Genomic DNA, 22,464 nt, shown 5'->3' on the forward strand with positions numbered 1-22,464 from the left:
CTACGGGCTCGGACGCCATGCCTCATATCCTGATTGTCGAAGACGAAGCGGCGATTGCCGATACCCTGATTTTTGCCTTGCAGGGCGAAGGGTTCACCACCACCTGGTTGAGCCTGGGCGCTGCCGCGCTCGAGCATCAGCGCCTGACACCGGCCGATCTGATCATTCTGGACATCGGCCTGCCGGACATCAGTGGCTTCGAAACCTGCAAGCAGTTGCGGCGTTTCAGTGAAGTACCGGTGATTTTCCTCAGTGCCCGCGATGCCGAAATCGACCGCGTGGTGGGGCTGGAAATTGGCGCCGATGATTACGTCGTCAAGCCCTTCAGCCCACGGGAAGTGGCGGCGCGCGTCCGGGCGATTCTCAAGCGTATGGTCCCGCGAGCATCGTCCGAAGAGGCTTCGTTGTTATTTCGCATCGACAACGAACGCGTGCAAATCAGCTATCGCAATCAGGCTTTGAATCTCACCCGCCACGAATTCCGCCTGCTGCAATGCCTGATCGAGCAACCCGAGCGCGTCTTCAGCCGCGAGCAATTGCTCGACGCGTTGGGGGTTGCGGCGGATGCCGGTTATGAACGCAGCATCGACAGTCACATCAAGAGCGTGCGCGCCAAATTGCGTCTGGTGAAGGCCGATGCAGAACCGATCCAGACCCATCGCGGCCTTGGTTACAGCTACAGCCCGGGGCACAGCTGATGCCGCTGGGAATCCGGATTTTCCTGGTCTACGTGCTGTTCATCGGCCTGACCGGCTACTTCGTGCTGAACACCGTGATGGAGGAAATCCGCCCTGGGGTGCGCCAGTCCACTGAAGAAACCCTGGTCGACACCGCGAACCTGATGGCCGAGATCTTGCGTGATGACTTCAAGGCCGGAACGCTCAATCAGAACCGCTGGCCCGAACTGCTCAAGGCCTACGGTGAGCGGCAGCCCAAGGCGAATATCTGGGGGCTGCCGAAAAACCAGGTCAACCACCGTATCTACGTTACCGACGCGAAAGGCATTGTCGTGCTGGATTCCAGTGGTGTTGCGGTGGGGCAGGACTACTCGCGGTGGAACGATGTTTTGCTGACCCTGCGCGGAGAGTACGGCGCTCGGTCCAGTCGCAGCGATGCGAACGATGCGAACTCTTCGGTGATGCACGTCGGCGCGCCGATCCGCGATAACGGCCAGATCATTGGCGTGGTCACCGTGGCCAAACCCAACAGCTCGTTGCAGCCTTACGTGGATCGCACCGAGCGCCGATTGCTTGCCTACGGCGCCGGTTTGATAGGTCTTGGCCTGCTGTTCGGCGCGCTATTGTCCTGGTGGTTGAGCGCCGCCCTGCGACGGTTGACCGCTTATGCCCAGGCAGTGAGCGAAGGCCGTCGGGTCGAGGTGCCGCATTATCGAGGCGGGGAGCTGGAGCAACTGGCCTCGGCGGTCGAGCACATGCGCACGCAACTGGAGGGCAAAGCCTACGTCGAGCGTTACGTGCACACCCTGACCCATGAATTGAAAAGCCCGTTGGCGGCGATTCGCGGTGCGGCGGAATTGCTGCAAGGCGAGATGCCATTGGCCCAGCGGCAGCGATTCGTCAGCAATATCGACAGTGAAAGCGTGCGGATGCAGCAATTGATCGAACGGTTGCTGAACCTGGCGCAGGTTGAACAGCGTCAAGGCCTGGAAGAGCGGATCAGCGTGCCGCTGGCGGGTTTGGTGGATGAGTTGCTGAGCGCGCAGGCTGCGCGAATCGAAGGCAAGAAATTGCGAATGGAGCAAATGATTCCAGTGGAGTTGGCGATTACCGGCGAGCCGTTCCTGCTGCGTCAGGCGCTGGCCAACCTGCTGGAGAATGCGCTGGATTTCACGCCTGCAACGGGCGTGCTGCGATTCAGCGCCGAGAAGGTAGGCGAGCAGATTGAATGTCGACTGTTCAACCAGGCCGAAGCGATTCCCGACTACGCGTTGCCGCGATTGAGTGAGCGCTTCTATTCCTTGCCGCGTCCGGACAGCGGGCGCAAGAGCACCGGGTTGGGGCTTAACTTTGTTGAGGAAGTGGTGAAGTTGCACGGTGGGACATTGAGCATCGGCAATGTCGAGGGCGGGGTTGCAGTGACTTTGCGCTTGCCTTAAACCGGGTCGCGGCCAATCGCGAGCAGGCTCGCTCCCACATGGACTTGCGTTGAACCTGTAGGCGCGAGCTTCCTCGCGAGGGGCCGGCCCAGTCTCCACACACTCTCCACACTCCCCCCATAAAACCCACACACACCGCACCCAGACTCTCCCCATCCAAACAAGGAGAGTCCCATGAACCGAAATCTGACCCTGAAACTCGGGGCTATTGCCCTGCTGATCCTGTTGCTGCTGATCCCGCTGTTGATGATCAACGGCGTCATCCAGGACCGCCAGCAACTGCGCGACGGCGTACTGGAAGACATCGCCCGCAGTTCCAGTTACAGCCAGCAACTCAGCGGCCCGCTGATGGTAGTGCCGTACCGCAAAGTGGTGCGCACCTGGAAGCTCAACGAAAAAACCAACGAACGGTACCAAGACATTGGTGAAGAGCGCGGTCGTCTGTATTTCCTGCCGGAGCACTTCGAACTCGACGGTCAGGTCCAGACCGAGCTGCGTTCCCGAGGCATCTATCAAGCGCGGCTGTTCCATGCCGATAACCGCATCACCGGGCATTTTTCGGTTCCGGCGCAACTGGGCATCAAGGAAAATTTCGCTGACTACCAGTTTGATCAACCGTTTCTGGCCGTCGGCATCAGCGACATTCGGGGTATCGAGAATGCGCTGAAACTTGAACTCAGCGGAGATCGCCTGGACTTCGTTCCCGGTAGCCAGGTGGGCTGGTTGGGGGAGGGGGTGCATGTGACGCTGCCGGCGCTCGATGCACAACGAGCCACGGAACTGGCCTTCGGTTTCGACCTGCGGTTGCAAGGCACTGGCCAGCTGCAGATCCTCCCGGTGGGCAAGACCAGCAAGGTATCGCTGAGCGCCAATTGGCCGCATCCGAGCTTCATCGGCAACTTCCTGCCGGCCCAGCGCGAAGTCACCGATCAAGGCTTCAGCGCAAACTGGCAGACTTCATTTTTCTCCACCAACCTGCAAGAAGCGCTGAGCAGTTGCGTATCCAGCGGTGTTTGCGATGCGTTCAATTCCCGCAGCTTCGGCGTGAGCTTCATCGACCCCGTCGACCAATACCTGAAGAGCGACCGTGCGATCAAATACGCACTGCTGTTCATCGTCCTGACGTTCGCAGGTTTCTTCCTCTTCGAAGTGCTCAAAAGTCTGGCAGTGCACCCGGTGCAATATGCGTTGGTGGGCGTGGCACTCGCGTTTTTCTACCTGCTGTTGCTGTCGTTTTCTGAACACATCGGCTTCGCCCTGGCGTATCTGTTGTCGGCCAGTGGTTGTGTGTTGTTGATCGGTTTTTATGTCTGCCATGTGCTGCGCAGCGTACGCCACGGGTTGAGTTTTTCGGCAGGATTGGCGGCGTTGTATGGGCTGCTTTATGGCTTGTTGAGTGCCGAGGATTACGCGTTGTTGATGGGGTCGTTGTTACTGTTCGGGCTGCTGGGTGTGTTTATGGTGCTGACGCGCAAGCTGGATTGGTATGGGGTTGGGCAGAAGACGGCCCAGCCGCTGGAATTTGATATCGGGGTGGTGGAATGAGCCGGTCGTTGGGGTTGCGGGAGGATCAGCGCTGGGTTAATGAGTTGACTAAATACATCAACTCACTATTTGAATATTCCCATCTGTCCGCAATTGACGAGAAAGTATCGGGTAAGGGGGTAAGGGGGTAAGGGAGGCAGATTTATTTGGATAAGAGGACGGATTTTTTAAGTTGTTAAGCTTAAATGCATCTGTCCCATTATCCCGGTCCCCTTATCACATGCTATTTCTGATTGCGTCGCGTTGAGTTAATGAGTCTCTTCTTTCGATCAAACGCCCTACTTCTGGATGTTTTTTATGATATTTCAGATCTTCCAGATAAACTAATTTTTCGGTTCTGTGATGCGTAAGATTTTTAATGTTTGATTGCGTCTCTGCTTTTATCCAGTCTAAGTAGTTTGGGTTGGGAGTAGTATTTATTTCTACGGTAGCGCCATATGATGGCAAGTATTCACTGCGTCCATATGAAGGCAATTCATTTATATAGTCCGCGACCAAGTTCCTATCCGCATTTTGAAGTTTTGATAGTCTATCTTGTTCCAGGGCGAGTGCGTCGTCGATTTTTTTTATGGTTTTGGGTACGCGCTTTATTTCGTCGCTGAGCAGGCTTCGCTGCCTGCCCATCATATTTAATAATCCTTTAAAAGGATTCTTAACGTGACCGGTCGGATCTTTCCAGTTTCTCGGATCCCCCCCACAATACCCATACGCATTCAACCCACCCTCCCCAAACGGACTCCAACTGTCCGGACTGTTAAACCGCATCAACACCGGATTGAACTGCCGATACCCCTTGCCCAAGTGATAACACCCGGTCAGCGGGTCCGGCAGTTCGCCGTTAAACCCCAGCAGGCTGAGCAAGCCATTTTCCCGTGTGGGATGACCGTACGGTGTGTAAGCGATGGAACGAGGCGGGTGCTCGTCGAGGGCGCTCAACACCGAGCGCTGTTGATCGGTTGCCAGCAGGATTGTCTTGCGTGAATGCACAGGCATTGGCTGTAACTCCGAGCGAGGTCGATGGAGCTGAACCCTTAGCATCGGAGTTTTTTCAGCGTTTGCCCACTATCAGAACTGATAGGGTGCTGGCGCCGTTAGCGTCAAACCTTGGGCATTGTCGCCAGCATCGAAGGTCGCTGACTGACCTCGAAATACCACGCCGCCAGCAGCGGATTTGCCTCGCGCCATGCCAGGTCCGGATGACGCAAATCCACGTAGCCCAACGCACATGCCACGCTGATCGCCGCCACATCGAAATGGCTGGTCAGCTCGGCAATCGCCTCCGCTTCCAGCAACGCCAAGGCGCGGCGGATCTTGTCGCGCTGGCCGTCGAGCCATGCGTCCCAGTGTTTTTCCGGGGCGCGCAGGGCGACTTCATAGCGAACCAGCACCGCAGCGTCCATGATCCCGTCGGCCAGGGAGGCCAGGGTCAGGCGACGCCAGCGGGCCGAGCCTTCACGGGGGATCAGCGGGTTGCCGACGTGTTGGTGGTCGAGGTAATCGAGAATCACCCGGCTGTCGTGGATGACGTTGCCGTCGGCCAGGCGCAAGGCCGGGATCTTGCTCAGCGGGTTGTCGTCGATCAGGGTCACATCCGGGTCGACTGGCGTGAGCACACAGTTTTGCAGGGCGACGCGGTCTTGCTGACCGGTTTCGTGCAGCAGCACCATGACTTTGCGAACGAAGGGCGACAACGGGTTGTGATAGAGGGTCATGCTCGGGGCGGACATGGCAGCGTCTCGGTCGGTGGACAGTGTCGGCAGCATAGCGTGTTGGGCCGACAGCTCAAGATCCATAAAAAGCAACAAATCCCCTGTGGGGGCGAGCTTGCTCGCGATAGCGGAGGGTCAAGCAACATTAATGTTGACTGTCACGGCCTCATCGCGAGCAAGCTCGCTCCCACAGGGTTTAGTGGTGTTGCAGGAGGCCGCGTAAGGCGAGGACTGCTGGAATGCCTAATCCAAGCCAGCTCAGGGCATCCCAAACGCCATCCCCCAGCAAGGCCGAGAACAGCCCGGCGGCACTGAGCAGGGCGATGACGGTGGGCGTGGCGAAGACCTTCCAGAAGTTTGACTGTCGGGGTTTCATGCCACGCTCTCCGCTTTCTCCAGTACGGGTTTTGCCGCTTTGCGCCGCACCACCCACAAATAAACACCGCTGCCGAGCACGATGATGGTCAGCACATCCAGCGTCGCCCAGAGGATTTTCATCGGCATGCCGCCGTAATCACCGAAGTGCAGCGGCTGCGACATGCCCATGGCGTCCATGTACCACGGCCGTTCGGCCACGGCGGTGACTTGCAAGGTGCTGGCATCGATCAGTACCGGCGTGAGCAAGTGCGACGTCAGGTGCGTGCTGCCTTTCATGAACACCGCGTAGTGATGCTCACTGGAAAACCGCGTGCCGGGGAAGGCAATGAAGTCTGGCTGCATGCCGGGCGCGACTTCTTTGGCGATCTCGAGCAATCGGGTCGCGGGCGCGAGTTGCGTCAGCGCTGGTGCGTCGCGATACGGCGCGACCATCGCGCTCAGGCTGTCATTGCGCCATGCGGCGATCAGCAAGTCGGCGCAGGCACTGATGACGCCGGTGACGCCGACCACCAGCGCCCAGGTCAGGGTCACTACGCCAATCAGATTGTGCAGATCGAGCCAGCGCAGGCGCGTGGATTTGTCCTGGCGTACGGTGGCGAATTTCAGCCTGCGCATGAACGGCAGGTACAGCACCGTCCCGGACACGATCGCCAGCACAAACAGAATCCCCATGAACGCCAGCAGCAGCTTGCCCGGCAGGCCGGCAAACATGTCCACGTGCAGACGCAGCATGACCATCATGAAACCGCCGTTGGCCGACGGCATTTCCAGTGCCTCGCCGGTGCGGGCGTCGAGCATGAAGGTGTGCGATGAATTCGGTTCGGTGCCGGCGGTGGCCGCCATGATCGCGATGGCGGCGTTCGGTTCGTCTTCGTCGAAGCCGAAATACTGCATGACTTCGCCGGGACGATGTTTTTCTGCGGCCTGCACCAGCTGCTGCAAATTCAGCTGCGGGGTGTCGGCTGGCAGTTGCTTCAACTCGGCGGCATCCCCCAGCAAGTGGTCGATTTCGTGGTGGAAGATCAACGGCAGGCCGGTCAGTGCCAGCATCAGCAGGAAGACTGTGCAGATCAGGCTGGTCCAGGTGTGGACGAATGACCAGCGGCGTATTGTTTTGCTTTTCATTTTTCAGCCTTCAGAAATACCAAAGCCGTCCACGAAGGACGGCCTGGTTACAGGGCGTATCAGATCAAGCGTTTACCACTTGTACGTTGCACTGGCGACGACACTGCGCAGGTCGCCGTAATAGCAGTAGAAGCCGTCGCAGGTGGAGATGTAATCCTTGTTGAGCAGGTTGGTCGCGTTCACGGCCAGCGAGGCACCTTTCAAGCTGTTGTCCAGGCGGCCCAGGTCGTAATGAACCGCCGCGTCGAACACGGTGTAGGCGTCAGCCTTGCCCAGCGTGGTGTTGCCTTGGTCGCCGTAAGTATTGCCGGTGTAACGGGCGCCGGCGCCAATGCCGAAGCCATCCAGCACGCCGTTGTGCCAGGTGTAATCGGCCCACAGCGAAGCCTGCTGGTTAGGCATCAGTTGCAGACGGTTGCCTTTGAAGTCGCCTTTCTGCACTTCGGATTTGGCCAGGGTGTAGGCGGCGATGATTTTCAGGTTGTCGGTGACGTCGGAGACCGCTTCCAGCTCCAGGCCTTTGACTTTCACTTCCCCGGTCTGGCTGGTGATCGGCACGTTGCCGACGGTGGTGGTGACGGACACGTTTTTCTGGGTCAGGTCGTACACCGCCGCGCTGAGCAATGTATTGCTGCCTGGCGGCTGGTACTTGATGCCCAGTTCCCATTGCTGGCCTTCGGTCGGTTTGAACGATTCGGTAGCCGATGCGGCGGCGTTGCTGGTTGGCTGGAATGACTCGGCGTAGGAAAGATAAGGCACAAAGCCCGAATCGAACACGTAGCTGATCGCCGCGTTACCGCTGAATTTCTTGTCCCGTTCGGTGTTGGTTGCGTTCTCATCATTGAAGAACTTGGTGCCGGTATGGACCCAGTCTTCACGGCCGCCCAATGTCAGGCGCCATTGGTCGAGGGCCATCTGGTCCTGGACGTACAAACCGGTCTGATAGGTCTTCTGGTCCTGGTCATAGAACGCATCGGAGCGCGGTGGGCGAGTGATCGGCAGGCCGTATTGCGGGGTGTTGACGTTGATGCCCGGCGCGGTCCCGAAGATCGAGAGGTAGTTGGTGTTGTTGCGCTGGTGATCCAACCCGATCAGCAGGGTATGACGGACGTCACCCGTGGAAAAATCGCCCTGAAAGTTGTTATCCACCGCGAACTGGCTGATGTCTTCCTCGACATTGGTCGTGCCCCGCCCGGTATTGCCCTGATCGTCGACGACATAACCGAAAGCGGCGAGCGAGGGAATATAGCTGTTGACGGTAATGGCCTGGAACGACAGGTCGGACTTGGTGTAGCGCAGGTTCTGACGGAACTGCCAGACATCGTTCAGACGATGTTCGAAGGCGTAGCCCAGTGCGTAGTAGGTGCGGTCGTAGTACTCGTAGTTCGGATCTCCCAGGTTCTTGTGGTGGGAAATATCGCCGAACGGCATGTCGATTTTGGTGCCCTGGATCGAGTGGAACTGGCTGGTGATGCCGGTATCGTCACGGGTGAACTGCGTGAGCAGGGTGAATTTGGTGTCGTCGTCGATGTTCCAGGTCAGGCTCGGCGCAATGTTGTAGCGCTTGTTGTCGATGTGGTCGATCTGCGTACCGCTGTCGCGAACTACGCCGCTGACGCCGTAGAGGAACTGGCCTTCGTCGTCGATCTTGCCGGTGCTGGCGAAGTTGATCTGGCGGTGATTGTCGCTGCCGTACTGCACCTGGATTTCATTGCTCGACTCGGCGCTGGGACGACGGCTGACCATGTCCAGCAAACCGCCCGGCGGTGTCTGGCCGTACACCGATGAAGCCGGGCCGCGCAGCAGGGCGAGGCGGTCGAGGTTCCAGGTTTCCGGTTTCGGGTTGGCGTACACGCCTTTCGGCAGCGGCAAGCCGTCGAGGAACTGGGTCGGTTCAAAACCACGTACTCGCAGCCAGTCGGTACGGGTGTCGCTGCCGAAGCTGCTGGCGGTGATGCCAGGCATGTAGCGCACGGCGTCATCAAGGCTGTGCACGCTGCGGTCGTCCATTTGTTCGCGGGTGGCGATCGAAATCGAACGCGGCGCTTCAACCAGCGCGGTGTCGGTCTTGGTGCCGGCGGCAGTGCGCTTGGCCAGGTAACCTTCCACCGGGCCCCAGGCGCTTTCAGTGTTTTCAACGCCGATGATCGCCGTTTCCGGCAGCGCCATCACACCTTCAGGCATGGCCACCAGGCTGTAGGTGCCGGTGCTGCTCTGTTCCAGTTGCAGACCGGTGCCGCGCAACGCGGCACGCAAGGCGCCAGCCGCGTCGAACTGGCCATTGACCGGTGCCGAGGTCTTGCCCGCCGCCAGCGACGGATTCAGCGACAGCGCGAGGCCCGACTGGCTGGCGATCTGGTTCAACGTGCTGGCCAATGGCGCGGCCGGCAGGTTGTAGGCGCGAACGCTGGACGCCTGTTCGGCGGCGATCAGTGGGCTGCTGGCCAGAGGGGTGCAAAGGGCAATGGCGACCGCCAGCAAACTGGGGCGCAACAAGGTGTCTAGCGAACGGGACATACGGCGGCTCCTGAAAGGGAATACTTCTCAATTGCCTAGGTGCCGGACGAGAATCCAAAAGTGATAGGGCTGGATGAAAATAATTTCGATTCAGCAATTATGGTGAGGCCGAAGGCCTCTTCGCGGACAAGTCGAAGGCGTCCGCTCAGACAACGACAGCTCAGGGCTTGGCTTCTGCCTTCGCCACCGTCACCCACCATTGCGTGTGCTGTTCGATCTGCACCGGCAAGGTCGGCAGCAGGGCGCTCAACGCCAGATCGGTATCGTGCAACGGGAAACTGCCGGTGATCCGCAGGTCGGCAACCTCTGGCGCAATGCCCAGATGCCCACGCCGATAACGACCGAGCTCGTGAACCAGGTCTTCCAGCCGCGCGTTGTCCACCACCAGCATGCCGCGTGTCCAGGCATCGGCGCCGAGGTTAAGCGCGATGATCGGGCCCAGGCCGTTGTTGCGCATCAGCACTTGCTGGCCTTCGCGAAGGATCTGTTCTTCAGCGCTCGACTCCGGGTGGGCGGCCACGGCGGACTGCAACACGCTCAGGCGCGTGCCTTCTTCCTCGCGCTTGACCAGGAAACGCGTGCCGAGTGCGCGCATGCTGCCTTCGCGGGTTTCGACGATAAACGGCCGCGCATCGCCATGACCGGTTTCGACGAGAATTTCCCCGTCCTGAAGAATCACCCGGCGCTGCTTCTCATCAAACCGCACATCCACGGCGCTGTGGGTGTTGAGGTTGATCAGCGTGCCGTCGCTCAGGCGCAGGGTGCGTTGCTCGCCAGTGGCGGTGCGCTGATCCGCCAGCCAATAGTCGACCGGCAAATAACGATCACCGGCAAACAGCGCCAGACCAATCACCGCAACGATGCTGGCCACGCCACTGCCGAGTTTGCGCACCCGCCGGCGAATGCTTTCACGCGATTGCAGCAATGCGGTGCGGGCGGGGCCGCTGGCCACGCTGAAACGCTGATCGAGCATGCCCAACTGGCGCCAGGCGCGGGCGTGTTCTTCGTGGGCGGCGTGCCATTTGGCGAACTCTTCGCGCTCCACCGGGTTGCCGGAATCCAGCGACAATTGCCAGGCAATCGCCGCGTCCAGCACCTGCGCCGAGACCGGTTTGGAACTGACCGGGCTCACACCGGTTCACCGTACAGCGCGATGTAGCACTGACGAATGCCTTGCGCCAGATACTGACGCACCCGTGGCACCGACACGCCCAGGCGCAGGGCGATTTCCGCGTGGCTGAGGCCGTCCAGACGGTTGTAGAGAAACGCCGCCCGCGCCTTGCTCGAGAGTTTGCCGAGCAGGCGGTCGATGTTTTTCAGGTCTTCGAGGATCATCTGCTGTTCTTCCACCGACGGCTGCTCGCCTTCGGGGATCAGCATCAATTCGGTGAGGTAGGCCTGTTCCAGCGCAGCGCGGCGGAAGTAGTCGAACAGCAGGCCCTTGGCGATCGCCACCAGAAACGCCCGAGGTTCGCGAGGTTCGTTCAGTTGATCACGGCCCAGCAAGCGCACGAAGGTGTCCTGGCTCAGGTCTTCGGCCCGTTGCGGGCAGGCGATATTGCGTCGAAGCCAGGCCAATAGCCAACTGCGGTGGTCGCGATATAACGCACCGACGAGCTCACTGTGGGGGCTTTGGACTGACGACACGCAGCATCACCGATTGGGAAGTATTAACTAACGAGAATTGTTCGCGATTGTGGCAGAGGCGGGGAAGGTAAGCAATTGGCCACTGGTCAGGTGGTTTATGACGGGGGGGCTGTTAAACCGAGTCATCGTTCATCGCTGGCAAGCCAGCTCCCACAGGACCTTGTGTCGTTCACGGAATGGGCAGGCAACACAAACCTTGTGGGAGCTGGCTTGCCAGCGATGGCGCCGGGACAGGCGCATCAAATTTAGAAGGAAGGCGTTCGCTGCCTGCGTTTCCACTGGCTCAACCGCTGCTGCAGATTCAATGGGCTATCAATCTGTTGTTGGCGTGCGCGGCTGAACAGGATCAACGCGAGTTCGGCAGTCGCCAGCGCATCGGCACTGGCGTTGTGACGCTCGAACACCTCGAGCTTGAACCAGTCGATCCACTCATCCAGCCCCGCCTCGCGAATGTGCGCCTGAGGGCAGAGCATGGGCGCGATATCCGCCACATCCAGAAACGGATGCTGCAACTTGTAGCCCAGATGATCTTTCAGTGCGCGGCCGAGCATGTGCTGATCAAACGGCGCATGAAACGCCAGCACCGGACTGTCGCCTACAAACTCCATGAACTCGAGCAGTGCTTGCGCCGGATCACTGCCGGCAGCGATCGCGCTGGGGCCCAAGCCATGGATCAACACACTGGGCGCCAATTTCATATCCGTGCATTGAAGGGTGCGTTCGAACTGCTGGCTGAAGTCGATTGCCCCGTCTTCAATCACCACCGCGCCGATGGACAGCACCCGATCCTTGTTCATATTCAACCCGGTGGTTTCCAGGTCCAGCACCACCCAGCGCTGTTCGCGCAGGCTGCATTCTCTGAGCTCGGCACCCGCCTGCAAGCGTTGCAGGCGTTGTTGCAATTCTACGGACAGCATCGGTCCCGCCGGGCGCAGCCATGAAAACAGGCTCATAGCTGATACCGCAGGGTCAGGCTGCTTTGCAGGCGTTGGGCCTGACGCAGGGATTCACGCAGGATGCGTCGGTCCAGATGATTGAGGCTGTCGGGATCGACCCGGTTGGAGTAGGGCAAATTCTCCCGGGTCTGTAGCTGATGTTGCTGCATGCGGGTTTGCTGGATGAAGTGATACGCCTCTTCGTACGCCGCACCGTCCAGTCGTTCGATGACTTCTTTGTCGACCAATTGGCGGAAGCGCTCCAGCGTATTGTTCGCCTCGATGCCGTGGGCCAACGCCAGCAATCGGGCGCCGTCGACAAAGGGCGTCAAGCCTTGGACTTTCAGGTCCAGCGTAGCTTTCTCACCGTTCTTGCGCGCCAGCACAAACTCGCGGAAACGCCCTACGGGCGGACGGTTGCGCAGGGCGTTTTCGGCCATCATTCGCTGGAACAGCCGGTTGTCGGCGACCTGATCGAGAATCCCCCGACGCAGTTGCTCGCAGCCTTGCTCGTCGCCCCAGACCACGCGCAGGTCGAAATAGATGCTCGAACCCAGCAGGTTCTCCGGCGTCGCCTCCCTAATAAACGCCGCAAAACGCCGCGCCCACTCGGCCCGGGACAGACACAGCTCGGGGTTGCCGGCCATGATGTTGCCCTTGCACAGGGTGAAGCCGCAGAGCGCCAGGCTCTGATTGATCTGTTGAGCGATGGGCAGCAACTTGCCGCGAATCTCGGCGGCGTGCGCCGCGTCCCGCGCTTCGAACAGAATGCCGTTGTCCTGATCGGTGTGCAGCGTCTGCTCGCGGCGACCTTCGCTGCCGAAACACAGCCAACTGAACGGCACGCCGGGGTCGCCTTTCTCGGCGAGGGTCAGTTCGATCACCCGGCACACGGTGTGGTCGTTGAGCAGGGTGATGATGTGGGTGATCTGGGTCGACGACGCGCCATGGGCCAACATGCGTTCCACCAATTGACCGATCTCGCCGCGCATCGCCACCAGGTTTTCGACCTTCTGGGCGCTGCGGATGGTCCGCGCCAGGTGCACCAGATCGACCCGTTGCAGGGAAAACAGGTCGCGTTCCGAGACCACGCCACACAGGCGCTGGTCCTTGACCAGGCAAACGTGGGCGATATGCCGCTCGGTCATGGCAATGGCGGCATCGAAGGCGCTGTGGTCCGGCGTCAGGAAAAACGGTGCCTGGGTCATGTGCCGTTCGATGGCTTCGTTGAAGTCATTGGTGCCTTCGGCCACCACGTGGCGCAGGTCGCGCAGGGTGAAAATACCCAGCGGCGCCTTGTGCTCATCGACCACCACAATGCTGCCGACCTGTTGCTCGTGCATCAGGGAGACGGCTTCACGCAGCGGCGTGGTCGGGCTGCAGGTCACCGGGTGACGCATGGCCAATTCGCCCAAACGGGTATTCAGCGAGTACTGGGTGCCGAGGGTTTCCACGGCTTTTTGCTGGACTTGCTGGTTAACCTGGTCGAGCAAACTGCTCACGCCGCGTAGGGCGAAGTCGCGAAACGCGTTGGAAAGTGCGAACAGTTTGATGAACGCCAGCTTGTTCAGCTGTAGGCAAAAGGTGTCTTCGGCGGCCAGGTGTTCGGTGCGTGTCGCACGCTCACCCAGCAGCGCGGCGAGGGGGAAACACTCGCCGGTGGTGATTTCGAAGGTGGTTTCCGTGCCGCCCTTGGCCGTGTGGGGACGTTCACCCACGACGCGGCCCTGTTTGACGATGTAGAAATGCTCAACCGGGCCATCGGCGGGTTTGATGATGCTCTCGCCGGGGCCATAAAAACGCAGCTGACATTGTTCAACCAGGTACGCCAGGTGAGCGTGTTCCATTTGATTGAAGGGCGGGAAGCGCTGAAGGAATTGCAAAGTGCCCTGGATGTTCTGCAACACCGCGGTTTTCCCTGCCTGTGTGAAGGCGTCCGCTTTACTCATAACCATTACCGCAGTCTTTTTATGAATTGTTGTGGTCGGATGACTCAGTCATGGTCGGCCCCTGCGCGCAGGGTGCCCATTGGACGTAAGTCTAGGTCAGCCCTGCCGGAGATGAAATTTCGGAAATACCCTACGCAATTTTGGGAAGAACCTATCCTTTCCCCTATAGGAAATAAATCCGACGAAGTGCACATTGTTGCGCCACTTAGCGATGTCTGACGGATGTGCTAGGAAATAGAAATGAAAACGTAGAGTAAGCCATGTCCGACCACGATATTTTGAGTGACGCCGAGCGCGAGGCGCTGAGTGCAGTCATGCTGGAACCCGACTTGCCGCCGCAGCGCGTGCTGATTGTCGATGATGACAAGGACGCCCGGGAGCTGCTCTCGGAAATTCTGGGGCTGGATGGCATCCGCTGCCTGACCGCCGCCAGCGGCGAAACCGCGCTAAAGATGCTGGAAGAGAAACCCTCGATCGGCCTGGTGATTACTGATCTGCGGATGGGGCATGTCGATGGCCTGGAGTTGATCCGCCAAGTGCGTGAGTCGGTTCGGGCAGCGATGCCGATCATCATCGTTTCCGGCGATGCCGACGTGAAGGACGCGATTGCGGCCATACATTTGAGCGTGGTGGACTTTCTGCTCAAGCCGGTTGATACCGTGAAACTGCTGGGGCTGGTTAAGCATGAGTTGGGGATGGAGCCTTAACTAACAACCTGTCGGCTCTACACATTCCCTGTGGGAGCGAGCCTGCTCGCGATGGCGGCAAGACTCAGCATCAATGTTGACTGACCCACCGCTATCGCGAGCAGGCTCGCTCCCACAGGGGACTGCATTCGCAAACAAAAAGCCCTGATCTTTCGATCAGGGCTTTTTCATTTCCGGTATCAACGCTCAGTTACAGGCCATTGGCAGCCTTGAACTCGCGACGACGACGGTGCAGAACCGGCTCGGTGTAGCCGTTCGGCTGTTGGGTGCCTTCAACCACCAGTTCGACCGCCGCCTGGAAGGCGATGTTGCTGTCGAAGTTCGGTGCCAGCGGACGGTACAGCGCGTCATTGGCGTTCTGACGGTCAACCACCGGCGCCATGCGCTTGAGGCTTTCCATCACTTGCGCTTCGGTGACGATACCGTGGCGCAGCCAGTTGGCGATGTGCTGGCTGGAAATCCGCAGCGTGGCACGGTCTTCCATCAGGCCGATGTCGTTGATGTCCGGCACCTTCGAGCAGCCCACGCCCTGATCGATCCAGCGCACCACGTAACCGAGAATGCCCTGGGCGTTGTTGTCCAGTTCGTTCTTGATCTGTTCTGCGGTCCACTGCGGGTTTACCGCCAGCGGGATGGTCAGGATGTCGTCCACCGAGGCGCGCGCACGTTTGGCCAGTTCAGCCTGACGGGCGAACACGTCGACCTTGTGGTAGTGCAGCGCGTGCAGCGCAGCGGCGGTCGGCGAAGGAACCCAAGCGGTATTGGCACCGGCCAGCGGGTGAGCGATTTTCTGTTCCAGCATCGCTGCCATCAGGTCAGGCATGGCCCACATGCCTTTACCGATTTGCGCACGACCTTGCAGGCCGGTGCTCAAACCGATATCGACGTTCCAGTTCTCGTAGGCGCCAATCCACTTTTCAGCCTTCATGTCGGCCTTGCGCACCATCGGGCCGGCTTCCATGGAGGTATGGATTTCATCGCCCGTGCGGTCGAGGAAACCGGTGTTGATAAACACCACGCGCTCGCTGGCGGCCTTGATGCAGGCCTTGAGGTTGACCGTGGTGCGGCGCTCCTCGTCCATGATCCCGACTTTCAGGGTGTTGCGCGGCAGGTTCAGCACCTCTTCGATGCGACCGAACAACTCGTTGGTGAACGCGGCTTCTTCCGGACCGTGCATCTTCGGCTTCACGATGTAGACCGAGCCGGTACGGCTGTTCTTGCGCGAGCTGGTGCCGTTGAGGCTGTGGATCGCCGCGAGGCTGGTCAGCAAACCGTCAAGAATGCCTTCCGGTACTTCGTTGCCGTCTTTGTCGAGGATCGCGTCGATGGTCATCAGGTGACCGACGTTGCGCACGAACAACAGCGAACGACCGTGCAGGCTCAGTTCCTTGCCATCGACGCCGGTGTAAGTGCGATCAGCGTTCATGGTGCGGGTAAAGGTCTTGCCGCCCTTGGAAACTTCTTCCGACAGGTCGCCCTTCATCAGGCCGAGCCAGTTGCGGTAGATCACCACTTTGTCATCGGCATCGACGGCGGCGACGGAGTCTTCGCAGTCCATGATGGTGGTGAGTGCGGCTTCCATCAGGATGTCTTTGACACCGGCAGCGTCGGTCTGGCCGACCGGGGTGCTGGCGTCGACCTGGATTTCGAAGTGCAGGCCGTTGTTCTTCAGCAGGATCGCGGTCGGTGCAGCGGCATCGCCGTGGAAACCGATCAACTGAGCGCCGTTACGCAGGCCGCTGTTGCTGCCACCTTTGAGGGCGACCACCAGTTTGCCGTCAACGATTTTGTAGCTGGTGGAGTCGACGTGGGAGCCGGCAGCCAATGGCGCGGCTTCGTCGAGGAAGGCGCGGGCGAAGGCAATCACCTTGTCGCCGCGAACCTTGTTGTAGCCTTTGCCTTTTTCCGCGCCGTCAGCTTCGCTGATCGCGTCGGTGCCGTAGAGCGCGTCGTACAGCGAACCCCAGCGGGCGTTCGAAGCATTGAGCGCGAAACGCGCATTCATCACCGGCACCACGAGCTGCGGGCCGGCCATGCGGGCGATTTCGTCATCGACGTTTTGCGTCGTTGCCTGGAAATCGGCCGCTTCTGGCAGCAGATAACCGATGTCTTGCAAGAAGGCTTTATAAGCCACGGCGTCGTGCGCCTGACCGGCACGGGATTGGTGCCAGCCATCGATACGAGCCTGGAAATCATCGCGTTTGGCGAGTAGGGCTTTGTTCTTCGGCGCCAGGTCGTGAATGACCTTGTCGGCACCGGCCCAGAATTGATCGGCGGTGAGGCCGGTTCCGGGAATGGCTTCGTTGTTCACGAAGTCGAACAGGACTTTGGCGACCTGCAGGCCACCGACTTGAACGTGTTCAGTCATTGCTTGCCTCACTCTGCTCAGCTATTTCGCTTTTCAGCTCTTCAAATTAACAATGAAGCCTCTGGCTATTTAAACCACAAACCCCTTCCACCAGTACATGCCATTTCGGGCGGCTGGGATGGAACCGATCAACGGCGTTGAGGCCTTGCTGATAGGGCTTTCAGGGCTGCGACCGCGCCTGTGGCAGACATCGATCCAACGTTATGTAGTGCGCGCTGCGGCATACTACATGATGAATTGCGGTTGTGAAAATCAGACTAATTACGTCGTTCTGCGACCCCGTGACGCATTGCAGTCACGTCGGGGATGGGGATGTTCTCAAAAAAGTATGAGATTGTTCCAGTTAAATATATAAAGTTGTACACGATTTGTGTGCGGGTGTTGGCTCCGGTGGTGAATTCATCGCGGGCAAGCCCACTCCCACAGGATTGTGCATAGCCTGTGGGAGCGGGCCTGCCCCCGATGAGGCCAGTCCGGACGACATTGAATCCGGGTCTGCCCAAAGCATCGCTCAACCGTTGCCTATACTTGCCTCTCTATAACAAAAGTCATGACCAGAGGGCTGCGCCATGGACCACCTCGTACTCACAGTTTTCGCACCGGACAAGCCTGGGCAGGTCGAGCGCATCGCCCAGTGCATTGCCGAGCACGGCGGCAATTGGCTGGAGAGCCGCATGTCACGCATGGCTGGGCAGTTTGCCGGGATTCTTCGGGTGGGCGTGCCGGCCGAGGCCTACGACGAATTGGTCGATGCCTTACAGGCGTTGTCCGCCCACGGCATTCGCGTGCTGATTGCCGAAAGCGGCATCGAACAGGCCTGCACCTGGAAGCCGATAGCCATGGAATTGGTTGGCAATGATCGTCCGGGCATCGTTCGCGACATCACGCGTCTGTTGAGTGAGCAGGGGGTCAATCTGGAACGACTGGTCACCGAAGTGCGTCCGGCGCCAATGAGCAGCGAGCCGTTGTTCCACGCCGAAGCGATTCTCGCCGTGCCGCTGACCTTGTCGCTGGACGTTCTGCAGTCGCGCCTGGAAACCCTGGCTGACGATTTGATGGTGGAATTGGTGTTGCGCAGCGACCCCTGACAGGGTTATCCAAGTTATACGTGCACCTGCCTGTGGATAACCTGTAGAGACAGCCCGCCAGCCCACGCCGGCCGGGCTTCTTCAAGATCTGATCAAAAAACCATCAGTTTCAACAGGTTGCGCACAAACACCGGGGATCACACTGTGGATAACCTTGGGACGGATCGATGCAGGCCACGAGAGGCGTGGCCTGTAGAGGTTTGTACGTTTTTTGATCAGCTTCGGCGACGCAGACTTATCCACGCGTCGACGCTGTAAATCGCCAGACCCGCCCAGATAAAGATGAAGGCGACCAGCGTGCTGGACGATAGGTGCTCGCCAAACAGCAGGACGGCTTGCAACAGCACCAATGTCGGTGCCAGGTACTGGAGAAATCCTAATGTCGTGTAGGGCAAATGCCGTGCGGCAGCGTTAAAACACACCAACGGCACCAGCGTTACCGGTCCGGCGGCGACCAGCCACCAGGCTTGGGACGTGGTCCAGAACTCGGGCTGGGCGCTTGTGGCCGTCTGATTGAACAGCAGCCAGGCAATGGCAATCGGCACCAGCATCCAGGTTTCCACCACCAGACCCGGTAGCGCTTTGACCGGCGCTTGCTTGCGGATCAAACCGTAGAAGCCGAACGTCAGCGCCAGCACCAGCGACACCCACGGCAGACTGCCGACTTGCCACACCTGTTGCGCAACGCCAACCGCCGCAAAACCTACGGCGATCCACTGCATGCGCCGCAACCGTTCGCCGAGGATCAACATCCCCAACAACACGTTCACCAGCGGGTTGATGTAGTAACCGAGGCTCGCTTCGAGCATGCGCCCGTTGTTCACCGACCAGACGTAGGTCAGCCAGTTGGCCGCGATCAGCGTGCCACTCAGGGCCAGGATCGCCAGGCGTTTCGGGTTGTCACGCAACTCGCGCCACCAGCCCGGATGCTTCCACACCATCAGCAGCAACGCGCCGAACAGCGCAGACCAGAGCACGCGATGGATGATGATCTCCACGGCGGGCACGTTGGCGATGGCTTTGAAGTAGATCGGGAACAGGCCCCAGATGATGTAGGCACTCAGGCCCAGGATGTACCCGCGACGCGGGTTGGCGGCTTGCATGCAGAATCCTTGCTTAGGCAGCTAACTAAAGAAGGGGATTGTAAGGAGATTTGTCTACGAATGTCCCGCCCGAATACGTCGGGCAATTGTGAACACATGACCTGTGGGAGCGAGCTTGCTCGCGATGGCGGTGTATCAGCTTGCATCGGTGTTGCATGTGCTGCCGTCATCGCTAGCAGGCTAGCTCCCACAGGGATTTTCGGTGTGTCAGAAGAGTTTGAGGGGTTCTTCGTTGAGGGCGGCGAGTTGCTCACGCAACGCCAACACCTGATCGCCCCAATACCGTTCGGTGCCAAACCACGGAAAACTATGCGGGAACGCCGGGTCGTCCCAGCGGCGCGCGAGCCATGCGCTGTAATGCATCAGGCGCAATGCGCGCAGTGGTTCGATCAGCGCCAGTTCCCGCGGGTCGAAATCGTGAAACTCGTTGTAGCCGTCCATCAATTCTGACAACTGGCCCAGACATTCCTGACGGTCACCGGCGAGCATCATCCAGATGTCCTGCACTGCCGGGCCCATGCGGCAGTCGTCGAGGTCGACGATGTGGAACATCTCGTCGCGGCACATCATGTTGCCGGGGTGGCAATCGCCGTGCATGCGGATGTTCTGGTGCGGCGTGACGTTGTAAACGTCTTCCACACGCTTGAGCAGGTCGCGGGCCACGGACTCGTAGGCCGGCAACAGGCTTTTGGGGATGAAATTGCCTTCGAGCAGTGTCGTCAGTGAATCGTGACCGAAGTTCTTCACGCCCAAGGCTTCACGGTGTTCGAACGGTTTGGTGGCGCCGACGGCATGCAGGCGTCCAAGCAGTTGGCCCAGCCGATACAACTGATCGAGATTGCCCGGCTCCGGCGCACGGCCGCCACGGCGGGGGAACAGGGTGAAACGGAAACCGTTGTGTTCGTGCAGGCTGGCACCGTTGTGAATCATCGGCGCCACCACCGGCACGTCGCACTCGGCGAGTTCGAAGGTGAACTGGTGTTCTTCGAGAATCGCTTCGTTGGTCCAGCGCTGCGGCCGGTAGAACTTGGCGATCAGCGGTTCGGAGTCTTCGATGCCGACCTGATAGACGCGGTTCTCGTAGCTGTTGAGCGCCAGAATGCGCGCGTCGCTGAGAAAGCCGATGCTTTCGACGGCATCGAGCACGAGGTCTGGGGTGAGGGTTGCAAACGGGTGGGCCATGCTGACTCCTGCGCGCAGCAGGCTGCCGCGTCCGGCCAAGCATGGTAGCGCAGACGGGCTTACTTTAGTGTTAAGGCTTGAGATGAGTGGTGTTGCCATCGCTGGCAGGCTAGCTCCCACACTGGATCTGCGACACTCCGCAAGTCCCCTGTGGGAGCTAGCCTGCTAGCGATAGGGCCCGGTCAGGCGCCGACGATCCCGCCATCCTCACGGGAAATCGCCATCACCGAAGACCGCGGCTTGCCATTCGGCAAATGCTCAGGGAACGTCGAGCCACCGTTTTCCCCTGGATGCTGAATCCCGACAAACAAGGTCTTCTGATCCGGCGAGAAGCTGATCCCTGTCACCTCGCAACCAATCGGCCCGACCATGAACCGACGAATCTCCCCGGTCACCGGGTCGGCGCAGAGCATCTGGTTGTTGCCCATACCGGCGAAATCACCGGCATTGCTCGAATCGCCATCGGTCAGGATCCACAACCGTCCTGCCTTGTCGAAACCCAGGCCGTCCGGGCTGTTGAACATGTTTTGCGGCGTGATGTTCGACGAACCGCCCTTTGGCGTTCCGGCGTGGACACCCGGGTTGCCGGCGACCACAAACAGATCCCAGGCAAAGCTTTTCGACCCGTGATCATCACGGTCGGTGCGCCAGCGCAGAATCTGCCCGTACACGTTCTTCTCGCGCGGGTTGGGCCCGCCTACCGGTTGACCGTCTTCACCGCGCTTGGCGTTGTTGGTCAGTGTGCAATAGACCTGGCCATCCATGGGGCTGACGACGATCCATTCCGGACGGTCCATGCGCGTTGCTTTCACCACCGTGGCCGCGAGGCGCGCATGAATCAGCACTTCGGCCTGATCGGCAAAACCGCTGCTGGCGTCGATGCCGTTTTTGCCGTGGGTCAGCTCGATCCACTCGCCCTGGCCTTTTGGGTGATCGGCATTGCCGTCGCCCGCGTCGAAACGCGCCACGTACAAGGTGCCGTGGTCCAGCAAGTCGCGATTGGCTTTCGGGTTCTTGTGGTTGATCTTGTCGCGGCTGACGAATTTGTAGATGAATTCACCGCGCTCGTCGTCGCCCATGTACACCACGGCGTGGCCGTCACGGGTTTCGGCCAGGGCCGCGTTTTCATGTTTGAAACGGCCCAGCGCGGTGCGCTTGACCGGTGTCGATTGCGGATCGAACGGGTCGATTTCCACCACCCAACCGTGACGGTTGAGTTCGTTGGGGTTTTTCGCCAGGTCGAAGCGTTCGTCGTGTTGATGCCAGTTGATTTCTTTACTGGCCGCCACCGCGCCATAGCGTTTTTGCGCTGCATCGAATTTCTGCTCGGCATTGCTGCTGCCGAAACAGTCGGTGAAGTTCTCTTCACAGGTCAGGTAGGTGCCCCACGGCGTCTTGCCGTTGGCGCAGTTCTGGAAGGTGCCGAGCACGTTCTTGCCGTGCGGGTCGGCGCTGGTTTTTACCAGCGCGTGGCCGGCGGCCGGGCCGCTCAGGCTGATCGGTGCATTGCCGTGAATGCGCCGGTTGTAGCGCGAGCCCTGGACGAATTGCCATTGGCCGTTCTTGCGCTGCACTTCGATCACCGACACGCCTTCGCAGGCCAGCGCCTTGCGCACTTCTTCCTTCGATTGCGGCATGCCGCCATGCGGGTAGAGGTAGCGGTAGTTGGTGTATTCGTTGTTGATCGCCATCAGCGCCCGGTCTTTTTCACCGGGAAACTCGAACAGGCTCATGCCGTCGTTGTTGTCGCCAAACTGGACTTCCTGCTGCTCTGCGCTGCCGTTACCGCTCGGGTCAAATGCCGGGCCGTTCTTTTGCAGCGGCTGGCCCCAGCTGATCAGCACCGAAGATTTGTACCCCGGTGGCAGGGTGATGGCGTCGTTGGTGGCCGCAGCGATGCTGTCAAAACCCAGCAGTTTGCTGGTGCCGGCGCTGACACTCGCGGCGAGCACACTGCGGCTCAGCAGGTTACCGCCGAGGAACATCGCGGCACCGCACAGGGCGCCCGCGCTGATGAAGCCGCGACGGCTCAGGCCGACCATGTTCTCGAGGTCGGTGTTTTGGTTGTCTTCTAATAGGCTCACATCAGGCTCCC

18 protein-coding genes are annotated in these 22,464 nt (G+C 59.6%); 5 read left to right on the forward strand and 13 right to left on the reverse strand.

What is annotated here, in order from left to right; translation table 11 throughout:
- Positions 1-17: 17 nt before the first annotated feature.
- The 3 genes from creB (at position 18) to creD (ending at position 3,661) form a co-directional block, all read left to right on the forward strand.
- The gene (gene creB, locus F8N43_RS15425; RefSeq protein WP_150634792.1) at positions 18-698 is read left to right on the forward strand and encodes a two-component system response regulator CreB; all 681 of its coding nucleotides are present in this window, start codon (positions 18-20) and stop codon (positions 696-698) included.
- On the forward strand, positions 698-2,116 hold the full coding sequence (gene creC / locus F8N43_RS15430) for a two-component system sensor histidine kinase CreC (RefSeq protein ID WP_150653994.1): 1,419 nt from the start codon (positions 698-700) through the stop codon (positions 2,114-2,116). The genes creB and creC overlap by 1 nt, the downstream gene beginning before the upstream one ends.
- A gap of 174 nt (positions 2,117-2,290) precedes the next feature.
- Positions 2,291-3,661, forward strand: coding sequence for a cell envelope integrity protein CreD (gene creD, locus F8N43_RS15435; RefSeq protein ID WP_150653995.1), 1,371 nt, complete (start codon positions 2,291-2,293; stop codon positions 3,659-3,661).
- Positions 3,662-3,877: 216 nt separating this feature from the next.
- Here creD and F8N43_RS29880 read toward each other — a convergent pair whose 3' ends face one another.
- From F8N43_RS29880 to F8N43_RS15485, 9 genes are all read right to left on the reverse strand, one after another.
- A complete protein-coding gene (locus F8N43_RS29880) occupies positions 3,878-4,654 on the reverse strand; it encodes an RHS repeat-associated core domain-containing protein (RefSeq protein WP_412071771.1) in 777 nt (258 codons plus the stop codon).
- A gap of 104 nt (positions 4,655-4,758) precedes the next feature.
- On the reverse strand, positions 4,759-5,388 hold the full coding sequence (locus tag F8N43_RS15445; RefSeq protein WP_150639108.1) for a glutathione S-transferase: 630 nt from the start codon (positions 5,386-5,388) through the stop codon (positions 4,759-4,761).
- Between the two features lie 178 nt (positions 5,389-5,566).
- Positions 5,567-5,746, reverse strand: a complete 180-nt coding sequence (locus tag F8N43_RS15455) for a hypothetical protein (RefSeq protein WP_150633720.1) — start codon at positions 5,744-5,746, stop codon at positions 5,567-5,569.
- Positions 5,743-6,873, reverse strand: coding sequence for a PepSY-associated TM helix domain-containing protein (locus F8N43_RS15460; protein ID WP_150639110.1), 1,131 nt, complete (start codon positions 6,871-6,873; stop codon positions 5,743-5,745). Before F8N43_RS15460 ends, F8N43_RS15455 begins: the two co-directional genes overlap by 4 nt.
- A 72-nt stretch (positions 6,874-6,945) precedes the next feature.
- A complete protein-coding gene (locus F8N43_RS15465; RefSeq protein ID WP_150639111.1) occupies positions 6,946-9,390 on the reverse strand; it encodes a TonB-dependent siderophore receptor in 2,445 nt (814 codons plus the stop codon).
- Between the two features lie 160 nt (positions 9,391-9,550).
- A complete protein-coding gene (locus F8N43_RS15470; RefSeq protein WP_150639112.1) occupies positions 9,551-10,522 on the reverse strand; it encodes a FecR domain-containing protein in 972 nt (323 codons plus the stop codon).
- Positions 10,519-11,037, reverse strand: a complete 519-nt coding sequence (locus F8N43_RS15475) for an RNA polymerase sigma factor (RefSeq protein ID WP_150639113.1) — start codon at positions 11,035-11,037, stop codon at positions 10,519-10,521. Before F8N43_RS15475 ends, F8N43_RS15470 begins: the two co-directional genes overlap by 4 nt.
- 245 nt (positions 11,038-11,282) lie before the next feature.
- The gene (locus F8N43_RS15480; protein WP_150633715.1) at positions 11,283-11,990 is read right to left on the reverse strand and encodes a PolC-type DNA polymerase III; all 708 of its coding nucleotides are present in this window, start codon (positions 11,988-11,990) and stop codon (positions 11,283-11,285) included.
- Entirely contained in the window at positions 11,987-13,927 is a 1,941-nt protein-coding gene (locus F8N43_RS15485; RefSeq protein WP_150653996.1) for a putative nucleotidyltransferase substrate binding domain-containing protein, read from the reverse strand. Before F8N43_RS15485 ends, F8N43_RS15480 begins: the two co-directional genes overlap by 4 nt.
- Before the next feature lie 254 nt (positions 13,928-14,181).
- On the opposite strand from F8N43_RS15485, the gene F8N43_RS15490 reads away from it, so the two are divergent.
- Positions 14,182-14,628 (forward strand): response regulator, encoded by a 447-nt coding sequence (locus F8N43_RS15490; protein ID WP_150633713.1) that lies wholly within the window; start codon positions 14,182-14,184, stop codon positions 14,626-14,628.
- Between the two features lie 190 nt (positions 14,629-14,818).
- Here the strand turns inward: F8N43_RS15490 and F8N43_RS15495 are convergent, their stop codons facing one another.
- Complete coding sequence (locus F8N43_RS15495) at positions 14,819-16,996, reverse strand: malate synthase G (RefSeq protein ID WP_150639114.1); 2,178 nt, start codon at positions 16,994-16,996, stop codon at positions 14,819-14,821.
- A 569-nt stretch (positions 16,997-17,565) separates the two neighbouring features.
- On the opposite strand from F8N43_RS15495, the gene F8N43_RS15500 reads away from it, so the two are divergent.
- Positions 17,566-18,084, forward strand: a complete 519-nt coding sequence (locus tag F8N43_RS15500) for a glycine cleavage system protein R (protein WP_150633711.1) — start codon at positions 17,566-17,568, stop codon at positions 18,082-18,084.
- 215 nt (positions 18,085-18,299) lie between these two features.
- Here F8N43_RS15500 and rarD read toward each other — a convergent pair whose 3' ends face one another.
- The 3 genes from rarD to F8N43_RS15515 form a co-directional block, all read right to left on the reverse strand.
- Positions 18,300-19,187, reverse strand: coding sequence for an EamA family transporter RarD (rarD, locus tag F8N43_RS15505; protein ID WP_150653997.1), 888 nt, complete (start codon positions 19,185-19,187; stop codon positions 18,300-18,302).
- Positions 19,188-19,394: 207 nt separating this feature from the next.
- Positions 19,395-20,369, reverse strand: a complete 975-nt coding sequence (locus F8N43_RS15510; RefSeq protein WP_150633709.1) for a serine/threonine protein kinase — start codon at positions 20,367-20,369, stop codon at positions 19,395-19,397.
- 182 nt (positions 20,370-20,551) lie between these two features.
- The gene (locus tag F8N43_RS15515) at positions 20,552-22,453 is read right to left on the reverse strand and encodes a PhoX family protein (RefSeq protein ID WP_150653998.1); all 1,902 of its coding nucleotides are present in this window, start codon (positions 22,451-22,453) and stop codon (positions 20,552-20,554) included.
- Positions 22,454-22,464: the final 11 nt, after the last annotated feature.

The organism is Pseudomonas fluorescens (assembly GCF_902498065.1).
Taxonomy (GTDB): Bacteria; Pseudomonadota; Gammaproteobacteria; order Pseudomonadales; family Pseudomonadaceae; genus Aquipseudomonas; species Aquipseudomonas fluorescens_BJ.

Coding starts and splice junctions, on each gene's coding strand:
- F8N43_RS15500 (WP_150633711.1), top strand. CDS start 17,566: ATGGACCACCTCGTACTCACAGTTTTCGCACCGGACAAGCCTGGGCAG.
- F8N43_RS15485 (WP_150653996.1), bottom strand. CDS start 13,927: ATGGTTATGAGTAAAGCGGACGCCTTCACACAGGCAGGGAAAACCGCG.
- F8N43_RS15460 (WP_150639110.1), bottom strand. CDS start 6,873: ATGAAAAGCAAAACAATACGCCGCTGGTCATTCGTCCACACCTGGACC.
- creD (WP_150653995.1), top strand. CDS start 2,291: ATGAACCGAAATCTGACCCTGAAACTCGGGGCTATTGCCCTGCTGATC.
- F8N43_RS15510 (WP_150633709.1), bottom strand. CDS start 20,369: ATGGCCCACCCGTTTGCAACCCTCACCCCAGACCTCGTGCTCGATGCC.
- F8N43_RS15480 (WP_150633715.1), bottom strand. CDS start 11,990: ATGAGCCTGTTTTCATGGCTGCGCCCGGCGGGACCGATGCTGTCCGTA.
- rarD (WP_150653997.1), bottom strand. CDS start 19,187: ATGCAAGCCGCCAACCCGCGTCGCGGGTACATCCTGGGCCTGAGTGCC.
- F8N43_RS15495 (WP_150639114.1), bottom strand. CDS start 16,996: ATGACTGAACACGTTCAAGTCGGTGGCCTGCAGGTCGCCAAAGTCCTG.
- F8N43_RS15490 (WP_150633713.1), top strand. CDS start 14,182: ATGTCCGACCACGATATTTTGAGTGACGCCGAGCGCGAGGCGCTGAGT.
- F8N43_RS15445 (WP_150639108.1), bottom strand. CDS start 5,388: ATGTCCGCCCCGAGCATGACCCTCTATCACAACCCGTTGTCGCCCTTC.
- F8N43_RS29880 (WP_412071771.1), bottom strand. CDS start 4,654: ATGCCTGTGCATTCACGCAAGACAATCCTGCTGGCAACCGATCAACAG.
- creB (WP_150634792.1), top strand. CDS start 18: ATGCCTCATATCCTGATTGTCGAAGACGAAGCGGCGATTGCCGATACC.
- F8N43_RS15455 (WP_150633720.1), bottom strand. CDS start 5,746: ATGAAACCCCGACAGTCAAACTTCTGGAAGGTCTTCGCCACGCCCACC.
- F8N43_RS15465 (WP_150639111.1), bottom strand. CDS start 9,390: ATGTCCCGTTCGCTAGACACCTTGTTGCGCCCCAGTTTGCTGGCGGTC.
- creC (WP_150653994.1), top strand. CDS start 698: ATGCCGCTGGGAATCCGGATTTTCCTGGTCTACGTGCTGTTCATCGGC.